Source organism: Providencia sp. PROV130, assembly GCF_028482225.1.
Classification (GTDB): Bacteria; Pseudomonadota; Gammaproteobacteria; order Enterobacterales; family Enterobacteriaceae; genus Providencia; species Providencia rettgeri.
This window is the reverse complement of the sequence record NZ_JAMPQC010000013.1, coordinates 105,681-128,789: the sequence shown is the minus strand read 5'-3', so window position 1 is coordinate 128,789 and position 23,109 is coordinate 105,681. Positions and strand designations below refer to the sequence as shown.

21 protein-coding genes and 1 riboswitch are annotated in these 23,109 nt (G+C 41.9%); of the genes, 11 read left to right on the top strand and 10 right to left on the bottom strand.

Annotation, left to right across the window (positions count from 1 at the left end; all coding sequences use genetic code 11):
- Positions 1–28 precede the first annotated feature (28 nt).
- Complete coding sequence (dnaG, locus tag PSF28_RS09370) at positions 29–1,774, bottom strand: DNA primase (RefSeq protein WP_272684970.1); 1,746 nt, start codon at positions 1,772–1,774, stop codon at positions 29–31.
- 171 nt (positions 1,775–1,945) lie between these two features.
- Positions 1,946–2,161 carry a 30S ribosomal protein S21 gene (gene rpsU, locus PSF28_RS09365; RefSeq protein WP_001144069.1) on the bottom strand — a complete coding sequence of 72 codons (216 nt, stop codon included), beginning with the start codon at positions 2,159–2,161 and terminating at the stop codon, positions 1,946–1,948.
- Between the two features lie 330 nt (positions 2,162–2,491).
- Between rpsU and tsaD the strand changes: the two genes are divergently transcribed.
- On the top strand, positions 2,492–3,511 hold the full coding sequence (gene tsaD, locus PSF28_RS09360) for a tRNA (adenosine(37)-N6)-threonylcarbamoyltransferase complex transferase subunit TsaD (RefSeq protein ID WP_210835442.1): 1,020 nt from the start codon (positions 2,492–2,494) through the stop codon (positions 3,509–3,511).
- A 67-nt stretch (positions 3,512–3,578) separates the two neighbouring features.
- Here tsaD and PSF28_RS09355 read toward each other — a convergent pair whose 3' ends face one another.
- On the bottom strand, positions 3,579–5,111 hold the full coding sequence (locus PSF28_RS09355) for a methyl-accepting chemotaxis protein (RefSeq protein WP_272684969.1): 1,533 nt from the start codon (positions 5,109–5,111) through the stop codon (positions 3,579–3,581).
- Between the two features lie 276 nt (positions 5,112–5,387).
- On the bottom strand, positions 5,388–6,044 hold the full coding sequence (plsY, locus tag PSF28_RS09350) for a glycerol-3-phosphate 1-O-acyltransferase PlsY (protein ID WP_004908566.1): 657 nt from the start codon (positions 6,042–6,044) through the stop codon (positions 5,388–5,390).
- A gap of 108 nt (positions 6,045–6,152) precedes the next feature.
- Here plsY and folB point away from each other — a divergent pair, with 108 nt between their 5' ends.
- On the top strand, positions 6,153–6,512 hold the full coding sequence (gene folB, locus PSF28_RS09345) for a bifunctional dihydroneopterin aldolase/7,8-dihydroneopterin epimerase (protein WP_004908569.1): 360 nt from the start codon (positions 6,153–6,155) through the stop codon (positions 6,510–6,512).
- A 39-nt stretch (positions 6,513–6,551) separates the two neighbouring features.
- On the opposite strand, the gene PSF28_RS09340 is transcribed toward folB, so the two are convergent.
- Both PSF28_RS09340 and PSF28_RS09335 read right to left on the bottom strand, forming a co-directional pair.
- Positions 6,552–7,796: a multifunctional CCA addition/repair protein gene (locus PSF28_RS09340; protein ID WP_272684968.1), complete on the bottom strand. Its 1,245-nt coding sequence runs from the start codon at positions 7,794–7,796 to the stop codon at positions 6,552–6,554.
- Positions 7,797–7,810: 14 nt separating this feature from the next.
- Positions 7,811–8,425 carry a TIGR04211 family SH3 domain-containing protein gene (locus PSF28_RS09335; RefSeq protein ID WP_036958005.1) on the bottom strand — a complete coding sequence of 205 codons (615 nt, stop codon included), beginning with the start codon at positions 8,423–8,425 and terminating at the stop codon, positions 7,811–7,813.
- 285 nt (positions 8,426–8,710) lie between these two features.
- On the opposite strand from PSF28_RS09335, the gene PSF28_RS09330 reads away from it, so the two are divergent.
- The 5 genes from PSF28_RS09330 (at position 8,711) to PSF28_RS09310 (ending at position 14,838) form a co-directional block, all read left to right on the top strand.
- On the top strand, positions 8,711–9,673 hold the full coding sequence (locus PSF28_RS09330; protein WP_210835429.1) for a CYTH domain-containing protein: 963 nt from the start codon (positions 8,711–8,713) through the stop codon (positions 9,671–9,673).
- A gap of 12 nt (positions 9,674–9,685) precedes the next feature.
- Complete coding sequence (gene glnE, locus PSF28_RS09325) at positions 9,686–12,532, top strand: bifunctional [glutamate--ammonia ligase]-adenylyl-L-tyrosine phosphorylase/[glutamate--ammonia-ligase] adenylyltransferase (protein ID WP_210835427.1); 2,847 nt, start codon at positions 9,686–9,688, stop codon at positions 12,530–12,532.
- 92 nt (positions 12,533–12,624) lie between these two features.
- The gene (hldE, locus tag PSF28_RS09320) at positions 12,625–14,052 is read left to right on the top strand and encodes a bifunctional D-glycero-beta-D-manno-heptose-7-phosphate kinase/D-glycero-beta-D-manno-heptose 1-phosphate adenylyltransferase HldE (RefSeq protein WP_210835425.1); all 1,428 of its coding nucleotides are present in this window, start codon (positions 12,625–12,627) and stop codon (positions 14,050–14,052) included.
- A gap of 149 nt (positions 14,053–14,201) precedes the next feature.
- On the top strand, positions 14,202–14,480 hold the full coding sequence (locus PSF28_RS09315; RefSeq protein ID WP_210835418.1) for a type II toxin-antitoxin system HicA family toxin: 279 nt from the start codon (positions 14,202–14,204) through the stop codon (positions 14,478–14,480).
- Positions 14,473–14,838: a type II toxin-antitoxin system HicB family antitoxin gene (locus PSF28_RS09310; protein WP_210835416.1), complete on the top strand. Its 366-nt coding sequence runs from the start codon at positions 14,473–14,475 to the stop codon at positions 14,836–14,838. Before PSF28_RS09315 ends, PSF28_RS09310 begins: the two co-directional genes overlap by 8 nt.
- A 46-nt stretch (positions 14,839–14,884) precedes the next feature.
- Here the strand turns inward: PSF28_RS09310 and ubiK are convergent, their stop codons facing one another.
- Positions 14,885–15,148 carry a ubiquinone biosynthesis accessory factor UbiK gene (ubiK, locus tag PSF28_RS09305; RefSeq protein ID WP_210835414.1) on the bottom strand — a complete coding sequence of 88 codons (264 nt, stop codon included), beginning with the start codon at positions 15,146–15,148 and terminating at the stop codon, positions 14,885–14,887.
- Positions 15,149–15,406: 258 nt separating this feature from the next.
- Positions 15,407–15,558, top strand: a riboswitch (FMN riboswitch).
- 158 nt (positions 15,559–15,716) lie between these two features.
- Between ubiK and ribB the strand changes: the two genes are divergently transcribed.
- Together ribB and ygiD are read left to right on the top strand one after the other, a co-directional pair.
- Entirely contained in the window at positions 15,717–16,370 is a 654-nt protein-coding gene (gene ribB, locus PSF28_RS09300) for a 3,4-dihydroxy-2-butanone-4-phosphate synthase (RefSeq protein WP_210835412.1), read from the top strand.
- A 255-nt stretch (positions 16,371–16,625) separates the two neighbouring features.
- Positions 16,626–17,429, top strand: coding sequence for a 4,5-DOPA dioxygenase extradiol (gene ygiD / locus PSF28_RS09295; protein ID WP_210835411.1), 804 nt, complete (start codon positions 16,626–16,628; stop codon positions 17,427–17,429).
- Between the two features lie 82 nt (positions 17,430–17,511).
- Here ygiD and PSF28_RS09290 read toward each other — a convergent pair whose 3' ends face one another.
- The 3 genes from PSF28_RS09290 to tolC form a co-directional block, all read right to left on the bottom strand.
- The gene (locus tag PSF28_RS09290) at positions 17,512–18,675 is read right to left on the bottom strand and encodes a glutathionylspermidine synthase family protein (protein WP_210835410.1); all 1,164 of its coding nucleotides are present in this window, start codon (positions 18,673–18,675) and stop codon (positions 17,512–17,514) included.
- A gap of 6 nt (positions 18,676–18,681) precedes the next feature.
- Complete coding sequence (locus tag PSF28_RS09285) at positions 18,682–19,386, bottom strand: DUF1190 family protein (RefSeq protein WP_042851529.1); 705 nt, start codon at positions 19,384–19,386, stop codon at positions 18,682–18,684.
- A 400-nt stretch (positions 19,387–19,786) separates the two neighbouring features.
- Positions 19,787–21,181, bottom strand: a complete 1,395-nt coding sequence (gene tolC / locus PSF28_RS09280; protein WP_210835404.1) for an outer membrane channel protein TolC — start codon at positions 21,179–21,181, stop codon at positions 19,787–19,789.
- A 305-nt stretch (positions 21,182–21,486) separates the two neighbouring features.
- Here tolC and nudF point away from each other — a divergent pair, with 305 nt between their 5' ends.
- Together nudF and cpdA are read left to right on the top strand one after the other, a co-directional pair.
- Positions 21,487–22,125: an ADP-ribose diphosphatase gene (gene nudF / locus PSF28_RS09275; RefSeq protein WP_272684967.1), complete on the top strand. Its 639-nt coding sequence runs from the start codon at positions 21,487–21,489 to the stop codon at positions 22,123–22,125.
- Between the two features lie 143 nt (positions 22,126–22,268).
- The gene (gene cpdA / locus PSF28_RS09270) at positions 22,269–23,108 is read left to right on the top strand and encodes a 3',5'-cyclic-AMP phosphodiesterase (RefSeq protein WP_210835401.1); all 840 of its coding nucleotides are present in this window, start codon (positions 22,269–22,271) and stop codon (positions 23,106–23,108) included.
- Position 23,109 lies beyond the last annotated feature (1 nt).

The window sequence follows — 23,109 nt, the reverse complement described above, 5'->3', positions numbered from 1 at the left end:
AAAATACTAATTCTGTTTTGGGTTGATACTATGTTTTCACTCTAGAGAGAGTGATTAAGCGGACTTCTTCGCGCTCTTCTGGGGTCAGCCCTTCAGTTCGTTCTTTTGCTATCAAGTAGTCAAAACGTTCGTCGAGTGCGCTGTTAAATAGATGGTTTAAGGCATCTATAAAAGTATTTTCCGCTATCTCCTCTATTTCTATATCGTTCCACGTTGCTAGTTTTTCAAGCTGTTTCGCAAATTTATTATCACGATAACGCTCTAGCAACTGCCCAGTTGACATTCCGGGGGTGGAACGGCAGATATCGACCAATTCCTGAAATAGAGAAAGCCCCGGCATTTGAATATGGGCAATTCCCTCTAATGAGGGAACAAGTTCCGAAAAGTTCGGATTCTGTACCAACAGCGCGATAAGTATTCGCATTGTGGTTGGTTTTAATTTGGGTACCTGATAGTTAACTTGTTCTGTACTCTCTCTATCAATCATAGCAAGAACTTGAGAAATATCCGGTATACCAATAAAATTTCCTAGCTCTTGTGCCATATAAAGGCGCAGTGTTTCACCAGGTATTTGTTTAATCAAAGGGATAGCCAGTTTACTAAATTTTGCTTTCCCTTCTTGCGTTTTTAAATCTACCTGCGGCACAAGTGAATCAAATAAAAAAGCAGAAAGGGTTTGAGCATCTTTCATGCGTTGCTCAAAAGCGTCTTTGCCTTCTTTTCGAACTAATGAATCAGGGTCTTCACCGTCTGGTAAAAACATAAAGCGCAATTGACGACCGTCAGTCAGATAAGGCAGTGCTGTTTCAAGTGCTCGCCATGCCGCTTCTCGGCCAGCGCGGTCGCCATCATAACAGCAAATAACCGTATCTGTTGAACGATAAAGTAACTGAATATGTTCTGAGGTTGTTGATGTGCCAAGTGAAGCAACCGCATAGCGGATATCGTATTGAGCAAGTGCAACAACGTCCATATAACCTTCAACTACCAGTAATTTTGATAATTCATTACTGTTTTGTGTTGCTTCATAGAGGCCAAATAACTGACGGCCTTTATGGAAAATATCTGTTTCGGGGGAGTTTAAGTATTTAGGGAGAGCATCTCCTAATACGCGCCCACCGAAGGCAATCACACGACCGCGTCTATCCCGAATTGGGAACATGACACGCTCTCTAAAGCGGTCATAGACTCGGCCATTATCATTTGTCACTAACATGCCTGCATCATCAAGCTGTTTGCGACTTTCTGGGTTTACAGCGAATTTTTTGAGCAAATTGTCCCAGCCCGCAGGGGCAAAACCAATCGAAAAATGCTCAATAATTTCGGCACTTAAACCACGTTGGCTTAAATACTCTTTCGCTTTATTAGCCGAAGAATGACTTAAGGCAGCACAGTAAAATTGATTAATTCTTTCCATCAACTGATATAAATTTTGCCGTTGATGAAGTTCTATTTGGCTTGAACCTGTTCCTTTTTCGTAAGGGACATCAAGGCCATGTAGTGCAGATAATTCTTCAATGGCTTCAACAAAATCGAGTTTGTCATAGTTCATCAAAAAATCGATAGCGTTGCCATGAGCACCACAACCAAAACAGTAATAAAATTGTCTTTCACCATTTACGGTAAAAGAAGGTGTTTTTTCATTATGGAACGGGCAACAAGCGTGATGATTTTTACCCTGTTTTTTTAACGGGACTTTTGCATCGACTAAATCAATGATGTCGGTTCTTGCTAACAAGTCATTGATAAATGAACGCGGAATTCGTCCAGCCATAAGCCTCTTTTTCGCCTGTTGATGAACGATAATAAGCCGCGCTTCCTTTAGGAAAGCACGGCCTTTAACTGCTTAGCTATTTACTACTACAAAAACTGGAGTGACTACAAGAGAAACTAAAGTTTTGTATTAGCTATCGTCTACAATGAATGCGGCTTTCACCGCAAACAATTAGTACAGACGAGTACGGCGTGCGTTTTCGCGAGCCAGTTTCTTAGCGTGACGCTTTACAGCTGATGCTTTAGCGCGTTTACGTTCAGTCGTTGGTTTTTCATAGAATTCACGACGACGAACTTCAGCTAAAACACCTGCTTTTTCACAGGAACGTTTGAAACGACGCAGTGCAACGTCGAATGGCTCGTTTTCACGTACTTTAATTACCGGCATGTGCCTCTCACCTCAATAGAAATCGGTTTGTTGCTGGTACTGATTCACCAGCCTTCATTTAAAATGGTGCGGAATTTTACTTCAATGAGTACGGGTTTGTAAAGTGCCGTATAAAATTGAATCACACAAGATTACCTGATTTGCAGTTCATTTGATGAAAAAGCAAACAAAACCAGATAATAATGATAATTAGCCACACGAAATTTTTTATTACAGGGGACTGATTATAGACTATACAGTCAGGAAAGTCAGCCTTTTGACAACATTAATTACGCGATTGAACGAAAATAGTGATAGACTTGCGGTTATGCAATAAACAAGGGTAGTGCAATGCGTGTTTTAGGTATCGAAACCTCTTGCGATGAAACTGGTATCGCAATCTATGATGATGAGCATGGCTTATTAGCCAATCAATTATACAGCCAAATTAAAGTTCATGCAGACTACGGTGGTGTCGTGCCTGAATTGGCTTCACGCGATCATATTCGTAAAACAGTGCCGTTAATTCAAGCAGCATTGAAAGAAGCCAATTTAACAAGCCAAGACATCGACGCAGTGGCCTATACTGCGGGTCCAGGTTTGGTTGGGGCTTTAATGGTTGGCGCAACAGTAGGGCGTTCATTAGCTTTTGCATGGAATGTTCCCGCCGTGGCCGTTCACCATATGGAAGGCCATTTATTGGCACCGATGTTAGAAGAGAAAAGCCCTGAATTTCCTTTTGTCGCGTTACTGGTTTCTGGTGGGCATACTCAGCTTATCAGTGTGACGGGAATTGGTGAGTATGAGCTGCTAGGCGAATCCATCGATGACGCAGCAGGCGAAGCGTTTGATAAAACAGCAAAACTATTAGGTTTAGACTACCCTGGTGGCCCAGTGTTATCTCGCATGGCGGAGCAGGGTACAGCGGGTCGTTTTGTGTTTCCTCGCCCAATGACCGACAGACCAGGGCTGGATTTCAGCTTCTCAGGACTAAAAACCTTTGCAGCCAATACCATCCGTGAAAATGCGGATGACGACCAAACCCGTGCGGATATTGCGAGAGCCTTTGAAGATGCTGTGGTAGATACCTTGGCAATTAAATGCAAACGTGCTTTAGAACAAACTGGTTTTAAACGTTTGGTGATGGCGGGGGGCGTTAGTGCTAATCGCGCACTTAGAGCTAAAATGGAAGACGTTCTCAAACAGCGTGGCGGTGAGGTTTTTTATGCACGCCCTGAATTTTGTACGGATAACGGCGCAATGATCGCGTTGGCGGGGCTTATTCGCCTTAAAGGTGGAACCTCGACAGGGCTTGGGGTGACGGTTCGCCCACGTTGGCCTTTGGCAGAATTGCCACCGTTAGAAAAATAGTGTTGTTGGTGTACTCCTATTTTTGTAAAAGGGCTGGGATAACAGCCCTTTGTTATTCAGTTAAGTACTAATGTAAAATAACGACCGCATCTTCCAGCCGGCTTGACCGTTCTTTTACCATCTTCGATGTCTCTGTGCTTTGTTCTACCAGTAATGTGCTTTGTTGTGTGATGGTTTCGAGCTCACTGACTGCTTGGGTAATATCGGCTATCCCTGCCGCTTGTTCAGAGGTCGCTTGGCTAATATGGGTGATCAATTGCGTGACGTTTTGTATTTGGTCAACAATCTCCTTCATGGTATCCCCTGCCGTATGGACTTGATTTTTCCCTGAATTGACTTTCTTTTCACAATCATTAATTAATTCGCGAATATCATTCACCGCGCTTGCACTGCGGCTTGCTAGGCTACGAACTTCATTTGCGACAACGGCAAAGCCTTTGCCTTGTTCACCTGCACGTGCGGCTTCTACCGCGGCATTTAACGCAAGTATATTGGTTTGAAATGCGATGTCTTTAATCACGTCAGTGATGGAGTTAATTTTGCTGGTGCTGCTGACAATTTCATCCATGGTATCCACAACGGCTTCCATCATGGCGCCCCCATTCACTGCTGTTTTGCTCGTTGTATTCGAAAGTTGGTCAACTTGAATCGTGTTATCAGCATTCATTTTTACGGAAACGGCCATTTGGTTCATTGTTGCAACGGTTTGTTGCATATAGCCGACGGTTTGCTGAGTGTGAGTTTCTAATTCGCGACAATCGGAGACTAAAGATTCACTGCCTTTGCGAACGTTATCAACTTGTTCGGAGACATCTTTGATTAACCAACGGCAAATTAGCCCAAGTTGCCCGATAGAACGTAATATTAAGCCAATTTCGTCTGTGCGCTGCATATGGTTAACGCTATGTCGATTTCCTCGTGCAATACCAAGTGCCTGTTTGGTCATGTTTTCCAGTGGAGTTGCTAGCATTTTTTCAAGTATCACATTACCTGCCAATAGTATGATAAATGTACAGGCACTCATCAGCAGTAGAGGTGCGTTTGGCTGCAAAATAAAGCTAGCCGTAATGAGCCAAAGAATAAATAAAAGACTCATGATGAGTCGGATACGTGAACGTGTTGAATATGTTGAAAAGTGAAATGGTAATTTTTTAGAAAGCACAATCCCCTTAAAAATTTTTTTTTGGCTTTTATTTTCATTCATTGCTGCATAGAGCGGTTCTACCGTTGCAATTTCTTGGCGTGTTGCTCGAGTTCGAATGGACATATAGCCTGTAATAACACCTTTGCGCTCCACTGGGACAATATTGGCTCGAACCCAGTAGTGGTCACCATTTTTCCGCCGATTTTTCACAATGCCAGTCCAGGGTTCTCCTTTTTTAAGTGTTGCCCACATGTCGGCAAAAGCTTCTTTGGGCATATCCGGATGGCGGATAATATTGTGTGGACGTGTTAATAATTCATCTAATTCATAGCCACTAACCTGCACAAAGAAATCATTAGCGTGAACAATGTTTCCTTGCAAATCGCTGGTTGTCATTAATGTGATATTTTCATCTAACACATATTCATTTTGAGTGATATAAGGAGTTCTGCTCATTATAAATACCATTATTATTGTTTAATTTTCCTTTTATATAGTCGACAGTTTTTAAATATTCCTTAGTAATAAATTTGCAATAATTTAACTTTTTTTTAAAAGTGTGCGCTAGTTATGGCAAAAATGTAACGTAGCACAAATTGCTACCAGTACAGTTTTAAGGAGGGATATCACGCTGTTGTTATCAATGGAGTTTTTTAGGAAATTTTAAACAAGGTAAATAGCATAAAAAAAGAGCTGAAATCAGCTCTTCTTGGGGAAAATCAAATGTCACCATTAGTCGTCGAGTTCTTGTTCTTTAGCTTCTTGGGCTATTTCTTTATTGGTTTTTCGTTTTTTATTTTTCAGTTTTTGCCAAATACGACTTTCTTGACCACGCCAAAGGCGCTGTATATTACCGTGATGGCGAACTAACACTAAACAAGATAGCATAGCGACCGGGAAGGTGAATTCAGGTTTAAACCACCAAACATAAAAGGGGGCAAGTAAGGCGCTGACAATCGCTCCTAGTGACGAATAACCACTAAGCAACACCGTCAGTAACCATGTTCCTGCGACTAAACCAGAAAGATCCCAACCAATAGCAGCAATTGAACCAAATGCGGTTGCTACCCCTTTTCCGCCTTTGAAGCGAAAGAAAATGGGATATATGTGCCCAAGACAAGCTGCAATTGCAACAAAGCCAAGATAGAATGGTTGCACATTTAAATAATAAGCAAGCCAAACTGGGATCATCCCTTTTAATACGTCACAAATGAGTACTCCGGCAGCGGCTGCTTTACCGCCTACACGTAATACGTTAGTTGCACCAGGGTTACCAGAGCCGTGTTGACGGGGGTCGGGTAGTCTCGCCAAACGGCAGATCAGTATCGCACTCGAAACTGAGCCGCAAAGATAGGCGAAGATTATCATGCCAAGCGCGGTTGCACTCATAGCTAACTCCAAAAACGGTTAAGGCCATAAATTCACTTCAGTCTTGGATAATACGCATATTTTTGCTGAAGTGGTATCAATTCAGTACATAAATGAGAAAATGACGTGATGGATATCGTATTTATTGAGCAATTATCAGTCATCACCACGATTGGTGTATATGACTGGGAACAAGATATTGAACAGAAATTGGTGCTCGATATCGAAATGGGATGGGATAACAAACGCGCGTCTATGAGCGATAATGTTGAACATTGCTTAGATTATGCCAAAGTTAGCCAAGCTATCCTTGCTCATGTTGGGAATAATAAATTTGGTTTAGTTGAACGTGTTGCCGAAGAAGTTGCACAATTATTGCTAACACAGTTTGATAGTCCATGGGTTCGCATTAAAGTGGCTAAACCGGGGGCAGTAGCACGCGCTAAACAAGTTGGGGTTGTTATCGAAAGAGGCACGAAAACCGCTTAAATGTTGTCTGGCGGTGTTTAACCGCCAGTTTTGTATCTATTAGGCAACGACAACTATGATTTTTTGTCGCTGTTGCCAATTGCCGACCGCTTCTATACGTTGTCGAGTGAGTTCTTGACGAATTTCAGGGCCTTTAAACCCTTGCTCAACAATAGGTTTGACTTCAACAGCTTGCGCAATAGCAAAAGCTTGCCTGAAATATACCCCTTGTGGGTACGGCTGTTGTTCAAGACCTAACCGACCTCTGGCATCCGCTTCACTGATTAAACTTAGTTGTTCAACACGTTCTGGTTTACGCCAACTATCAAGTCCATCAAAAATCGCAATTAGATCATTAGCATGTAATTTATTGATAACATGGATTTTATCATGATATCGTGCCGCTAGACGAGCTAAGTCACGAGCCGTGGTTGGTACTTTTAATCTTACACAGAGTGTTTCTATTAATGGAATACCTGCTTCACCGTGGTTTGGATGGCTTGGCCAAATATCGGGTGGTGTCAGAGCCTTGCCTAAATCATGGCACAATGCGGCAAAGCGAATATCCACATCCTTAGATAAGCGGGAAATCACTTTCAGTACCATTAGAGTGTGGATACCTGTATCAATTTCAGGGTGCCATTTTTCAGGGGCCGGAATGCCAAATAGCGCATCAATTTCAGGAAAAAGTACAGTTAAAGCACCGCATTGGCGTAAGACGTCAAAATACACCTGGGGAGAATTTGATTTCAGCGCTTTTTCTGTTTCGGTCCAAACTCGCTCGGCGGTGAGATGAGATAATTCCCCTGTAGCGGCCATCGTTTGCATTAAGGCGAGTGTTTCTGGTGCGATAGTAAAACCATGCTCAAAGTAGCGAGCGGCAAAACGTGCAACCCGTAAGACCCGTAGAGGGTCTTCAGAAAACGCATCGGAAACATGGCGTAAAATGCGCTTATCGAGATCAATGACACCGTGGTATGGGTCAATAATTTCACCTGACTCACTTTGTGCTATCGCATTAATCGTTAAATCACGACGCAGTAAATCATCTTCGATAGTGACATCCGGTGCGCTATAGCAGCTAAAACCGGTATAGCCTGCGCCAATTTTACGTTCTGTTCGGGCTAAAGCGTATTCTTCATGGGTTTTTGGATGCAAAAAAACAGGAAAATCTTTTCCGACTTGTTGAAAACCTTGCGATAGCATTGCCTCGGGGGTTGCGCCAACCACCACGTAGTCTCTGTCTGAAATAGGCAGCCCAAGCAGTTGGTCACGTACTGCTCCACCCACGAGATATACTTTCATTCGAATGGCCTCAATTACATCCAGCCGTCATTACGTTTTTTACGACGTGGAATAATATGCGGTAAAATTAGGCCTAAAATTAAGCCAACGCCAGCAACACCACCACCATACATAAACCATTGTAAGATCAATTCACGACGGCGATCGTCTAAGTTAACTTCTGCAATTTCGAGTTTTTTACCTGACTTGATCAACTCGTTTTTTAATTTTTCATTTTCAGCTTTCAGTTGGCTGACGATATTGTCATTATCAGCGACTTTTTGCTGCATATCAGCCGTTCGTGTATTCCACGTGCTGTCAATATTGTCGAGCTGTTGGCGTAATTTTTGGTTCTCAGCTTCAAGTTCTGGAATTCGGGTTTTCATACTTGGCGTATTGCTGAGTTGGTCAACGGGTAACCAGACCGTTCTGCCTTTTTCATCACGGACTTGTGCGAACTTGTTATCTGTGGAGAGCAATTCAACCGCTTCCCCGGCATTGAGCGTACCTACAATACGATATTTTGTGCCAGGTCCACTATGAACGTATGTGGATAAATCATCTGACACATAACGTTTTTCTGCTGCGTGTGAATTTAAGGAAAGGCCTAGCCCCATGATTGAAATTAATAATAATGGAATTTTTCGCATGGTATTTACAGTCTTTTGATGGTGAGTGAGTTTTATATTATTTGAATATTAATGAGTAAAGTGTAAGGGTGCAAACCCTAAACGCAGATGTCTCTACACTCTAAAGGAGAATGAGAACTATCCTAACTGTCTAAATTACCCTTATTTTTACTCTATTTTCAATATAACTCACTGAAAGAAATATGACAGGTAGAATTTTTGATTACCATACAGATTCTTTTCTCAGCTTAGCTCGATTGGGGTAATATGAGAGAAGTGAAATAAAATAATTAAATAAGGATATGTATGAGCCACGTAGAGGTTGAACTCAAACTTGCCGCTAAGAGTTCCGCAATAGAGGCTGTACGGCAGTGTCTATCGACATTGTCTCACCAATACAGTGAGCCGATGAAGTTAACTAATATCTACTTTGATACGGCAAATAAGCAGCTACGTCAGTGGGATATGGGCTTACGCATCCGAGGTTGTGATGGTCGTTATGAAATGACTATGAAAACAGCAGGGCAGGCGATTGGCGGTTTACACCAACGGCCTGAATATAATGTTGACATTGATTCGCCAGAGCTTGATTTAGCTGCATTACCTGCTGAAATTTGGCCCGAAGGAACTGATATTTCTCAGCTTCAGCCTGAATTAAATATCCTCTTTAGCACTAATTTTACCCGTGAAAAATGGTTAGTGACTTTTGAAGATAGCGAAATAGAAGTGGTTTTTGATCAAGGCGAAATTTCCTCAGGCGCAAAGGATTTGCCTATTCAAGAGTTTGAATTAGAGCTCAAAAAAGGCTTTATTGCTGATGTACTTAATTTAGCAAAGAAATTTGCAGATATCGATGGTCTGCATTTGTCATCACTTAGCAAAGCTGCGCGCGGATATTCATTGTTATCGCCGCCAAAAGAACCATTAACTCGCCCAGACTCGTTGTTTGACTATGAAGAGCAACCTCTCGAAAAGTCATTAACTCATATGCAATTACTTTGTCAGCAGCATGAAGCCTATTGGCTAGCCAATGGCAGCAATGCGCGCCAAGGCTTTAGTGAGTTTTTACGCTTTGTTCAGGCATTTTTAGTCCATTACCAAAATTCTGCGCCTCACTTTATTCATGACACTCCGCTAGAACAATTACGTTCGGATATTGCCAATGAAGCGGTTAGTGCCGAGGATTTTTGCTATAGCAGCCAGTGGTTAAAATGTAAATTAGCCTTTATCCAATGGTTAAGTGCTTTAACCTATCAAGAAGCTCATTAAGGTATTGATAATATGCATGCTTTTCCTAAATTATTACAAAGCCAAGGTGAACGCGTTTTAAGACAATTAGCAGAACAAGCGAATGAATTATTACCGTTAAATGAACAAGAAATTCAAGTGCTTAGTTTTAGTGATTTTGTGTTAAAGCAGGTATTGGCACATTCACGGTTTTTACTTGAAATTCGCTCTCAACCACCCAAAGCCGATGAATGGAAAAGTTATGCGTCATGGTTAGCTCAAGACTTGTCATCTGTTAACAACGAAGAGCACTTGATGCAAGTGCTGCGCTCATTTCGTCATCATATGTTAGTGCGCTGCGCATGGATGCAAGTACTGGAAATAAGCTCGCAAAAAGAAACGATTTATCAGCTCAGTGTATTGGCGGAAACCTTGGTTGTTGCGGCGCGCGACTGGTTGTATCAAGAATATCGTCAGTCATGGGGAACGCCTTGTAATGTAGAAGGAAAGCCTCAGCCGCTATTGATTTTAGGAATGGGAAAATTAGGGGGCAGAGAGCTCAATTTTTCTTCAGATATTGATCTGATTTTTGCATACCCAGAAAATGGGGTTACCCAAGGTGGCAGAAAAGAGTTAGATAACGCGCAATTTTTTACTCGTTTAGGGCAAAAACTAATTCGCGTACTTGACCAAGTGACTGAGTATGGTTTTGTCTATCGGGTCGATATGCGTTTGCGGCCATTTGGTGATAGCGGGCCGCTGGTTTTTAGCTTTTCCGCGCTTGAGGACTATTACCAAGAACAAGGGCGTGATTGGGAACGCTATGCGATGGTTAAAGCTCGTATTATGGGCGCTGATAGCCTCCATTATGAGGAGTGTTTACGAAAACTTTTGCGTCCTTTCGTCTATCGTCGCTATATTGACTTTAGCGTGATCCAATCCTTACGCAATATGAAAAATATGATTGAGCGGGAGGTTCGGCGCCGTGGTTTGGTCAATAACATCAAATTAGGGGCTGGAGGCATTCGTGAAGTTGAATTTGTTTCACAGGTTTTCCAGTTAATTAGAGGGGGACGGGAACCTGTTTTACAGTCACAATCCTTATTTTCAACGCTACAAGGTATCCGAGAACTCGCATTATTAACCGAAGATCAAGTTAATATTCTGCAAGATAGCTACCTTTTCTTGCGTAGAGCCGAAAATTTACTGCAAAGTATCGATGACCAACAGACACAAACTCTCCCTGAAGATGCTTTAAACCAAGCGCGTTTAGCGTGGGGAATGGGGTTTGCTGATTGGCCTGCATTTTATCAGGTTTTGAGTCAGAAAATGGCGGCAGTGCATCAAATATTTACTGAGCAAATAGGCCAGGAAGATGACACTGAGAACAATGATGTATTTGATGAAATCTACATCACATTATGGCAAAGTGAATTATCAAAAGAAGAATTAGCCACCTATTTACCGTCTAAAAATGAAGAGATTGCACAACGCATTATTCATGGCATAGTGATGTTCCGTCATGACCTCAATAAACGCACAATTGGCCCTCGTGGACGGGATGTTCTTGATGAGCTGATGCCTAAATTATTGGCTAAAGTCGGTGAGCGTGATGATGCAGGACAAGTTATTGAGCGTATCACACCACTGTTATTGAGCATTGTTAGCCGCACAACTTACCTAGAGCTAATGCTTGAATTTGATGAAGTTTTGACGCACGTTATTCGCCTATGTGCGGCTTCACCAATGATAGCAGAGCAGTTAGCCCGTCACCCATTGTTACTTGATGAATTGCTCGATCCTCAATCGTTATACCAACCTCTACCATTAACCGCTTACCGTGACGAGTTGCGCCAATATTTAATGCGCGTTCCTGAAGATGACGAAGAACAACAATTGGAAGCATTACGTCAATTCAAACAAGCCCAGTTATTGCGTATCGCTGCTGAAGATATTTCAGGTGTTTTACCCGTAATGAAAGTCAGTGATCATCTGACTTACCTCGCCGAGGCGATTATTGATGCGGTAGTACACCAAGCATGGCAAAAAATGGTAAAACGTTATGGTGAGCCAGCACATCTAGCGCAAAGTGACAAAAAACAATATGGGTTTGCGGTATTAGGTTATGGAAAGCTAGGCGGCTGGGAATTGGGCTATGGCTCTGACTTAGATCTCGTTTTTCTTTTTGATTGCCCCTTAGATGTGGTTACCAATGGTGAACGCTCCATTGATGCACGCCAATTTTACTTACGTGTTGCTCAGCGCATTATCCACTTGTTTAGCACTCGAACACCTTCAGGCGTGTTGTATGAAGTTGATGCGCGGCTCAGGCCTTCCGGTGAGTCAGGGATGTTAGTCAGTACGATACAATCATTTGATGATTACCAAAAAAATGAGGCTTGGACATGGGAGCATCAAGCGCTCATACGAGCCCGAATGGTATTTGGTGATGAGGATTTACAACGGCAATTTATACAGACTCGCCACGAAACTCTGTGTATGCCAAGAGACCCTCACACTTTGCAGCAGCAAGTGCGTGATATGCGGTTGAAAATGCATCAGCACTTAGGAAGCCATCAAGCCAATGAGTTCGATTTAAAAGCCGATCCCGGTGGGATCACTGATATTGAATTTATCGCACAATACTTAGTTTTGCGTTTTGCCACAGTAAATAATGTGTTAACGCGTTGGTCCGATAATGTGCGTATTTTCGAGTTGATGGCGCAATATGGCTTTATGCCAGAAGATGAAGCGAATGCCTTAACTCAAGCGTATGTTACGATGCGTAATGAACTTCATCACTTAGCATTACAATCATTGCCAAGCCGTGTTGAAATGACCCAATTTACTCAACAACGTGAACAAGTTTTAGCGAGTTGGCAAAAATGGCTTGAGGAATAAGGAATAAACGCATTTTATTTAGCTAAATAGCGCAATATGCTAGTATTGTTGCTAATTATTATCAGATTTCCTTTTTAAAACTGGAGTGCAGGATGAAAGTAACTCTTCCGGATTATAAACAAGCCGGTGTGCTGGTGGTTGGTGATGTTATGTTAGACCGTTATTGGCATGGTCCTGCAAACCGTATTTCGCCAGAGGCCCCTGTTCCGGTCGTTAAAGTCACGATGGTAGAAGAGCGTCCCGGAGGTGCGGCTAACGTCGCGATGAACATTGCCTCGTTAGGGGCAAATTCACGCCTTGTCGGGTTAACTGGGATTGATGACGCAGCAAAAGCGCTGACTGAAAATTTAAATGCGGTGCAGGTGCGTTGTGATTTTGTCGCTATTCCAACCCATCCAACGATTACTAAATTACGTGTACTTTCACGTAATCAGCAACTTATCCGTCTTGATTTTGAAGAAGGTTTTGACAATGTTGATGTCGCACCTGTGTTAGAACGCATTGAACAGGCGTTACCTCATATTGGTGCTCTGGTGTTATCTGATTACGCAAAAGGGGCATTAACTCACGTCGAGAAGATGATAGCGCTTGCCAACAAGGCCAATGTTCCAGTCTTGATTGACCCGAAAGGCAACAATTTCGAACGTTACCGCGGGGCGACATTACTAACGCCAAACATGTCTGAGTTTGAAGCGATTGTTGGGGCATGTAAAGACAATCAAGACGTTGAAGAAAAAGGCATGAAGCTGCTTCAGTCATTGGAGCTTAAGGCACTGTTAATTACGCGCTCAGAACAAGGTATGAGCTTAATTCGTCGTGATGAAGCGCCATTGCATTTACCGACTCAGGCGCAAGAAGTGTTTGACGTAACAGGAGCCGGGGACACCGTAATCGGCGTACTTGCAGCATCTATTGCATCTGGCCGGCCATTACATGAAGCCTGCGCATTGGCTAATGCCGCAGCAGGCGTGGTCGTGGGTAAATTAGGGACCTCCACGGTTTCGCCAATTGAATTGGAAAATGCCATTCGTGGCCGTGCTGACACCGGGTTTGGTGTGATGACCGAAAGTGAATTGAAACAAGCCGTTGCGAATGCAAGGCAGCGCGGTGAGCGTGTGGTGATGACGAATGGTTGTTTTGATATTCTCCATGCAGGTCATGTGTCGTATTTAGCCAATGCACGTAAATTGGGAGACCGTCTGATTGTGGCTGTAAATAGCGACGCATCGACACGCCGCTTAAAAGGTGAAACACGTCCCGTCAACCCACTGGAGCAACGTATGACCGTTCTAGGGGCGTTAGGCGCGGTGGATTGGGTCGTTGCTTTTGAAGAAGACACGCCGCAACGCTTAATCGCAGAAGTACTGCCAGACATCTTAGTTAAAGGGGGGGATTACCGCCCTGAAGAGATAGCGGGCAGTGCGGAAGTGTGGGCCGCGGGAGGCGAGGTCAAAGTCCTTAACTTTGAAGATGGTATTTCTACAACCAATATCATTAAAAATATCATGAAAACGAGCTAATTTATTATTAGCTATTAAAAAACCTCACTATGGAACTTCAAGCCAAGTGAGGTTTTTATTTGTCTAAAATCAACATGACGTCAATTGTTGACGTCATATTTTTTTTGTTTTAAATTGTGATATCACAATATGACGTCATGGAATAGACGATGATAAAAATGAGGGAACTGAGTTCCAAGCACCGTAAAACGATGGTGGATACACTCACAATTCCACCAAAGTCAGGGATCAAATGGGGTGATGTAACAAGTCTAGTTGAGCATTTCAGCGGTGCTATAAAGTATGGAAGTGGTTCACGTCGCAGGTTTGTTTTACAAGGTTCTTTATTTCTGACACATCAGCCTCATCCAGGGAATACATTGGATAAAGGCGCAGTGAATGGTTTACGTGAGTGGCTAGAAAATACGATAGGGGTGGAATATGATTAAAAGCAGTAATGTGATGACGATAGACGGTCACCCTGCATCAGTTATCTATGAGGCTGAAATTAAAGCCTTTCGTGGCAAATTTTTAGATGTCAGTGGTTACTGTGATTTTGTAGCTGATAGCATTGATGGGTTAAAAAAAGAAGCTCGTATTTCTTTGGCGGAATATATTGCAGTTTGCAAAGAAGAAGGAATTGATCCGTTCAAAGAACAAGAAACAGTAAAATCATTTACGTTACGTTACCCGAGCCGTTTAGAAGCATATTTAAATGCAGCGACAGCAGCTTATAATATTTCGAAAAATCAGTATATTGTCGAATTGATTGAACGAGAATTGTTGCCTGACTCGGTGGTAAAATAACGTCAAAAGTGACCCTTATGATTAGGCGTCACTTTTAATTTTTAGGTTACTGTGTGTTTTTTTCTTCGCTAAAGTGAGCTTCGAGTGCACTAACACGTTGTTCCATTTTCGCTAATTTTTCGCGGGTACGTAATAAAACTTGAGTTTGAATATCAAATTCTTCACGGCTGACTAAGTCTAATTTACCCAGTTGTGATTGTAATAGTGAACGCAGTTTTTTATCGAAATCTTCACCTAAATCACGTACGCCTTGCGGTAAAGCGCCTTGAATTTGGCGGGCAACTTGTTCAATTTTTTTCGGATCGAGCATTCGCGGGTCCTTCAGTTAATCAAGATAATATTAAGTGTAGTGTAATACCTCTTTTCGCCTTGTGCTAGCTCGAATTAGTTAGTGAAAAGGCCTCGTTGTATTATCTGTGACGAAAGCAGCTTGCTATTCGTCTAAGGTAGTGAAATTAACCGTGATAACTCTAAGTTTTTATTCATGTTTTTTGACTAAAAGTGTGAGTCATTCGCCAATTTTGATTATCATCGTTGCGAACTTGAATTATTGGCGTTATATTAATTGCGTATATCTCAGGGCGGGGTGAAAGTCCCCACCGGCGGTAAACATGCATCACGCATGAAGCCCGCGAGCGCTTTACCATTTTGTGGTAAAGGTCAGCAGACCCAGTGTGAATCTGGGGCCGACGGTTATAGTCCGGATGGGAGAGAATTAACTGTATCTGCATGTTTGTGCTGTTACGCACAATAGTGTTCTACATACCTGAATAGGTAAAAGCCTGTTGTTGGCTATTTATATATTCACCATTTCTCGTATTCCTAAGACTGCCTTGATTCTGGTAACTAGTTAATAACTATTTAAGAGGTTTTTTACCATGGATCATTCGCTACTTTCTGTATTCGGTAATCCTATCGAGCGTGTTGAAAATGCTATCGAGGCTTTACGCCAAGGTAAGGGTGTTCTTGTTCTTGATGATGAAGATCGTGAGAACGAGGGCGATTTAATTTTTGCTGCAGAAACCATGACTGCTGAGCAGATGGCATTTACCATTCGTTATAGCAGTGGGATCGTATGTCTTTGTATCACTGAAGAACGTCGCAAGCAGCTCGAATTACCAATGATGGTGGAAAATAACACCAGCCAAAACCAAACGGGTTTTACGGTTACCATCGAAGCGGCAAAAGGCGTGACAACAGGTGTTTCTGCGGCGGATCGTATCACCACTATTCGTGCTGCTATTGCTGATAGTGCGGTTCCTGCCGACCTAAATCACCCAGGCCATGTTTTCCCATTACGTGGGCGTGATGGTGGGGTATTAGCGCGTCGTGGCCATACTGAAGCGTCTATCGACCTTGCAACTCTAGCAGGTTTCAAACCTGCCGGTGTGCTGTGTGAGTTGACTAATGATGATGGCTCTATGGCTCGCACCCCTGAAGTGGCAGCATTTGGTAAGCAGCATGGTTTGACGGTTGTGACAATTGAAGATTTAGTGCAGTACCGTCTTCAGTCCGAGAAGAAAGCGAGCTGATCCTCGTCATATTTCGAGGAAGAGTTCTAGATAGAGATTTTGATAAGTTTAAATATTAATAGGCTAAAATAAGCTAACTTATTTAAATTATTGATAGTACGTTAAGCATATAGAATGTTATTAAGGCCACTGAGTTGCACACCTCGTGGCCTTTTCAATTTTTTTGATGATCATACTCACAATTAGCCCACTGTGTTTTTAACAGGAAAGCGTATGCTGTAGGAAGAAACTAATTGAGTTGGAGTTGAAATCATCATGTCACTAAATACTTCAGTGGTAAAAAATAAGATCCCTGCCATTTTTATTGGTCATGGTAGCCCCATGAACGCAATTGAGGATAATCCTTATACCCAAGCGTGGGAGAAACTCGGTAAAGCTTTACCTCGACCAAGTGCAATTTTGGTAATTTCAGCCCACTGGTATACGCGTGGAACCGCAGTTACTTCGATGTTAAAACCGAAAACGATTCATGATTTTGGTGGGTTCCCCGAAGCATTGTACCAAATCGAATATCCTGCCCCCGGTTCGCCTGAATTAGCTCAGCAAGTTGCCTCATTATTAGCCCCTGAGCCAATTTACCTTGATGAACAAGAGTGGGGATTAGACCATGGTACGTGGGAAATTTTGGTACGTATGTATCCAGAAGCCGATATCCCCGTAATCCAATTAAGTATCGATGGTAGCAAGCCTGCTACTTGGCACTATGACCTTGGAAAAAAACTATCCGTTCTAAGGGATGAAGGTGTATTGATTATGGGGAGTGGCAATGTTGTACACAATTTACGGGCGATGAATTGGCAAAATTCCCATGCTGAGCCATACCCGTGGGCAGTATCTTTTGAGAAATTTGTGTATGACAACCTGAAAAGTCATGAAACGCCACATCCACTAGCTAGCGGATTGGAACGTGAAGATGGCAAATTATCGAACCCATCACCAGAACATTACTTGCCTATTTTACCAATTTTAGGCACTTGGGATGGTCAAGAAGAGATTAGTACACCGATTGAAGGAATTGTGTCGGCATCGCTAAGTATGTTGTCTATTCAGGTAGGATAAATTTTTCTGCAATACAATTGCTTTATAAAAAAGCCCAAATCATATTGTTATGTTTGGGCTTCATTTTTAGCTTTAAGTATGATTAGTCGACGATCGTATGTGGATAAAAACGTGATAAATCTTGAGTGATCAATTCTTTGTCTTCACGAATACAGATCCCCGCAGGTTGATCATTCACCAACCAGCTTCCGACTAAGGTGTAGTTACCTTCAAATTGTGGAAGTGGGTGGAACTGTTGAATAATCATACCTTCTTCGCCGTAAGGGCCATCCGCGGCTGCAATTTCTTTACCATTTTCGATAATACGGATATTAGCACCTTCCCGAGAGAATAGTGGTTTTATAACGTATTTTTCGAGTTCAGGTTGGGTTTTGCCATCCGCAAAATAAGCAGGCAGTAAATTAGGGTGCTCAGGGAACATTTCCCATAACATAGGCAATAAAGCTTTATTAGAAATGATGCTCTTCCATGCAGGTTCTAACCAGCGTACACCAGCGTCTTGCAATTTAGTCGAGAAAATTTCTCTTAGCATAAATTCCCACGGATATAGCTTGAACAGGTTACTAATCACCTGATCTTGTGTATCCGAAAATTCACCTTTTTCACCTAGACCAATTTCATCGATATATAAGAATTCAGTGGCAATACCGGCTTCATTTGCACAGTCTTGTAAATATTGAACGGTACCGCGATCTTCTTCTGTGTCACGGCAACAAGACATATGCAACAAACGGAAACCATACTGATCTTTTAATTGTGTAAAGCGCTCGATCAATTGCTCTTGAATGCTATTAAACTGATCGGCGTTTTCAGGGAGTTTTCCTGCTTCAATTTGATCTTCTAGCCAGATCCATTGGAAAAATGCAGACTCATATAATGAGGTTGGAGTATCCGCGTTGTTTTCCAATAGCTTAGGTGGGTTAATACCATCGTAAGCGAGGTCAAGCCTGGAATATAAAGAAGGTTGCTCGCTTTTCCATGAACTGCGAACAAATTCCCAGCAATGCTTAGGGATCTGAAAACGCGCCATTAACTCATCGCTTTCAACAACACGCTCAACCACTTTTAGGCACATTTGATGCAACTGCTCGGTTGCATCTTCGATTTCTTCAATCTGTGCCATAGTGAATTGGTAATACGCATCTTCTGACCAGTATGGCTCACCATACATAGTATGAAATTCAAAACCAAATTCAGAGGCTTTTTCGCGCCAGTTTGGGCGCTCTACTATAGGAACTCGTTTCATTACTTATCAACCACCCATCGAACGGGAAGAAGAGGTTGATTTTGCAGAAGAAGATGAACGTTGTGCCATCGCTTGTTTATTTACGGTGTCACCAAAACCACCACGGGTAACGGTTGAAGTTGTTGGTGGTTTAGGTGCCATGGCTGTTTTTGGTACGCTCATTGAACGACCACCTGCAACTGCAGGACCATAGCTTTTACCTGATGCATCAACAAACTTACCGTTGGCTGGGCTAGCTGGGTTTTTCGAGCTGAATAATGGTTGTGATGCAGCGCTACCGCCCATCATACGGCCCATCATATAACCCATCATTAATGGCATCCACATGCTGCCGCCGCTGCTTTGTGCTTGAGCCGTTTGTTCACCATTGGTTGAACTAGTACCTGCAAGGCCTGCTTGGGCTGGAGCTTGAGTACACATTGATTCACCAAACTCAGCGATGCAGTCAGCTTGAGTTTCATATTTAGGTGCGGTTTTAGCTGCTTCTTGTAGAGCATTATTGTAGGCGATAGTGCACTGTTCTGCTTGCGATGGGTTCGCTTGGCTACAATCTTGCGCATTGGTGTACAGTGATACGGTTTCATCGCTTTCTTCACAAGCGGAAAGCATAAATACAGCACTAACCGCAACAGCCACAGGTGCTAAACGGTATGAACGCCAAGACTTACGGAAGGCGCTCTGGTTAATATTTTTGGTACGCTTCATGGTCATGGTAATTACCCTGAATTAAATTAAGTAAGATGTTTTTAGATGTTAGCTCTAGGATAGGGGATAAACGCTGAAAATTAAAGCAGAAATATAGGAGAAATGAGCTGAATTTATCATTTTGATAACTTTCTGCTATTTTTCCCTAATTAGCATGGCGTTTCTTGAAGAGAAAAATAATATTTTTATTTTATATCAATATATTAAGTGTAGGTTGTTTTTTGCTCTAATGCGTAGTAATAAGAGTGAGAATTCACTGAAATTGTGCCCGTGGCTAATGAAAAGGCGTTATAAACGGTTTAATTAGTACAAATTAGCAATTCTAAGTGGTTTGCAGGATTACCCTCAAAAAAATAACCCGCTATGTAAGCGGGTCATTATGTCATTTTCACATGAGCTAAATATTTTAGTTCATTTTTGGCGCATTGGTATTACGGATAATACTACTTGCAGAGGTTGAAATCTCTTTACCCAAATTCGCATTCAGGCGTGCAATATCGTCTTCGTTCAATGTGCCACGAGCAAATTCGATATTCAGTTGGTTAATCATGTAGTCGTAACGAGCATTAGACAGATTCTGTTTCGCTTGGTATAGCGCTGTTGTTGCTGTCAATACGTCAACAATAGTACGTGTTCCTACTTGATAGCCAGCTTCCATCGCATCTAATGAACTTTGTGCAGAAACAACGACTTGTTTGTAAGCATTAATACTACTGATTGACGATGCTACGTTATTAAATGATGAGCGAACTAACTGAATCACATTGCGGTAAACGCTTTCTAGTTGCTCACTAGCACCTTGGAAACCATATTGTGCTTGTTCAACCTGAGAACTTACTGCACCACCAGTATACAGTGGAATACTTAAATTTAAGCCAATGCTATTTTGGCCGTTATAGCTATTGCGTGCGCCTGATAACCCTGTTGTTGGGTCATTATAGCCACTACCGTGTTGGTAGCTATTTGTGACTGATGTTGAGGCATCAAGGCTAACCGTTGGCATGTGACCTGTTTCCGCTAAACGGATGTTTTCACGAGAAACGTCTTGTGCTAAACGTGCGCTTAACAGGCTGAGGTTACGCTCTTCCGCTTCTTTTAAGATAGCGTTGATATCGCCCAGTTCATTGGTTTTAAAACGGTCGATATTTAAAGAGGCAAGTTGGTTATAGTACACGCCGCTGACTTGACGCAATTTTTCAATCGCATTTTCTAACTCGTTACGGCCTGCAACTTCTTGTGCAATAACGCTATCATAGTTTGCACGAGCGTTTTGCACGTCAGTAATAGCAACAAGCCCAACGTTAAAGCGTTGTGTCACTTGGTCTAATTGGCGATAAACAGCTTCTTTATTCGCTTCAATATAAGATAACGCGTCAATCGCTTTTAATACGTTAAAATACGCAATTGCAGTATCTAAAATTAATTGCTGCTGACTTGTTTGGTAAGTGACATCAGAAATACCCGCTGTTTTTTCTTGGATAGTTAATTGACGCCATTTAGACATATCAAACACAACTTGGGTCAGTTTCAGTGAAGCATTTAAACCTGTGCTTTCAGTGTTTCTTGCATCACGGTAACCGCTTCCGTAGCTAGCTCCTGCACCTAAACCTAATTGTGGCAATAATGGGCTACGAGATTCATTAATTTTTTCAAAAGCTTGATTACGTTCTGCTAATGATTTTCTTAACTCAGGGTTACTTTCTTTGGATTTTTGGTAAACCTGTAGTAAATCTTCTGCATAGCTATTGGTACTGAGACCCACAAAACTCATCGAAATTAAAAGGGGAAGCAGTTTCTTCATTTTGATTCCTTGATTAAACAGCAAATTAAGTTGAGTCTGTTGCCTAAAACGTACCATGCCTAACTAGGCGATAGAGATTAAATTATCCGTTTTAGAGACAGTTATTAAAAACAGACACTACGTTGCTCTTAGATTTGAATAATGGCGCTTATTGTAACAGAGTATCACTTCTATTAACGGTAGCCTTTTGTGCCATTTTGTCTCAATTTATTAAACATTACCTCATCTGAGGTTAAAAAACCTTAAAAACTGTTTTAATCCACAATTATTTCCTTAAGATGGAATAATTGGGTTTGGAGAATGCAATGACAAAACAAATAAAGCAGCCAATTAAATATGGCAAAAATGATGTTGAAATTATATCCAAGCGTAAATTATTTAACGGTTTTTTTCAAATGGTTGAATATCAATTTAGACATCGCCTTTTCGCGGGCGGATGGAGTAAAGAAATTTGCCGTGAGGTTTTTGAACGTGGTCATGCTGGTGTGGTTTTACCCTATGATCCGAAAACAGATGCTGTTGTTTTAATTGAACAAATTCGGTTGCCTGCGATCGAAACTAGCGAAACACCTTGGTTACTTGAAGCAGTTGCTGGAATGATAGAGCCAAACGAATCACCCGAAGAGGTTATTCGTCGTGAAGCCATTGAGGAAGCTGGGCTTATTATTGGTCGTACTGAAAAAGCAGTAAGTTATCTTTCTAGCCCAGGTGGTACGACTGAACGTATGCATGTATTTATCGGTGAAGTCGATAGCAGCCATGCGAAAGGGGTGCATGGGTTAGCGTCAGAAAATGAAGATATTTGTGTGCATGTGGTTAGCCGAGAACAAGCTTATCAATGGGTTGAAGATGGCACAATTGATAATGCAGCCACCGTTATTGCGATTCAGTGGTTACAACTTAACCAGCAAAAACTTTATGAAAAGTGGATGAAACAGTTTTAAATAACGATTAATCTGGTGAAGTGTGTGCTGATTATCAGAAAGTTAGAAAGTAAAGTTTTAAGATAGTTGCAAGTATGTTTAGCTTTTATATAGCTTTAATGAATAGATTAGGTACTAAATAATATTTAAGGAAAGGAATACTTTTGGACAGCCAGCTTGAAGTGACTGCGAAGAACTCTAAAATTGTGAGAATTTTACAGGTTACTGATACGCATCTTTTTGCTAATACAGAAAATACGCTTTTAGGGGTAAATACTTACCGTAGCTATCAGGCGGTACTTGATGCTATCACAGAGCAAAATCTTCCAATTGATTTAATTGTTGCGACAGGGGATCTGGTTCAAGACCAATCACCACAAGCTTATCAGCATTTTGCGGATGGTATTGCGCGTATTCCTGCCCCTTGTGTATGGCTTCCTGGTAATCATGACTACCCACCTGCCATGGTAGAAACACTGCGAGTTGCTGGGATTTCAAGTGCTAAACAAATTTTAATTGGCGACGAATGGCAAATTCTGATGCTTGATAGCCAACTTCAAGATGTACCTCATGGTGAGCTTTCTGAACAACAATTGGAATGGATGAAAGCCAGCTTAGATGCTGAACCTGAACGTACTACATTGATTATGCTGCATCACCACCCTCTAGCTTCGGGTTGTACTTGGCTTGATCAGCACAGTTTGAGAAATTCACATATTTTAGCTGACTACTTAAAAAACTACCCAAATGTTAAAGCGATGCTATGTGGCCATATTCACCAAGAAATGGATGAAAACTGGCATGGGATTCGGTTATTAGCTACGCCTTCTACTTGCGTACAATTTAAACCTCACTGTACTAATTTTGCCCTTGATACTGTCGCGCCGGGTTGGCGATATTTAGAATTAAGCATTAATGAACAAAGTCAAAGGCATATTACAACCCGCGTTCACCGTTTAGACACAAAGGAGTTTAGTCCTGACCTTGACTCTGACGGTTATTAAT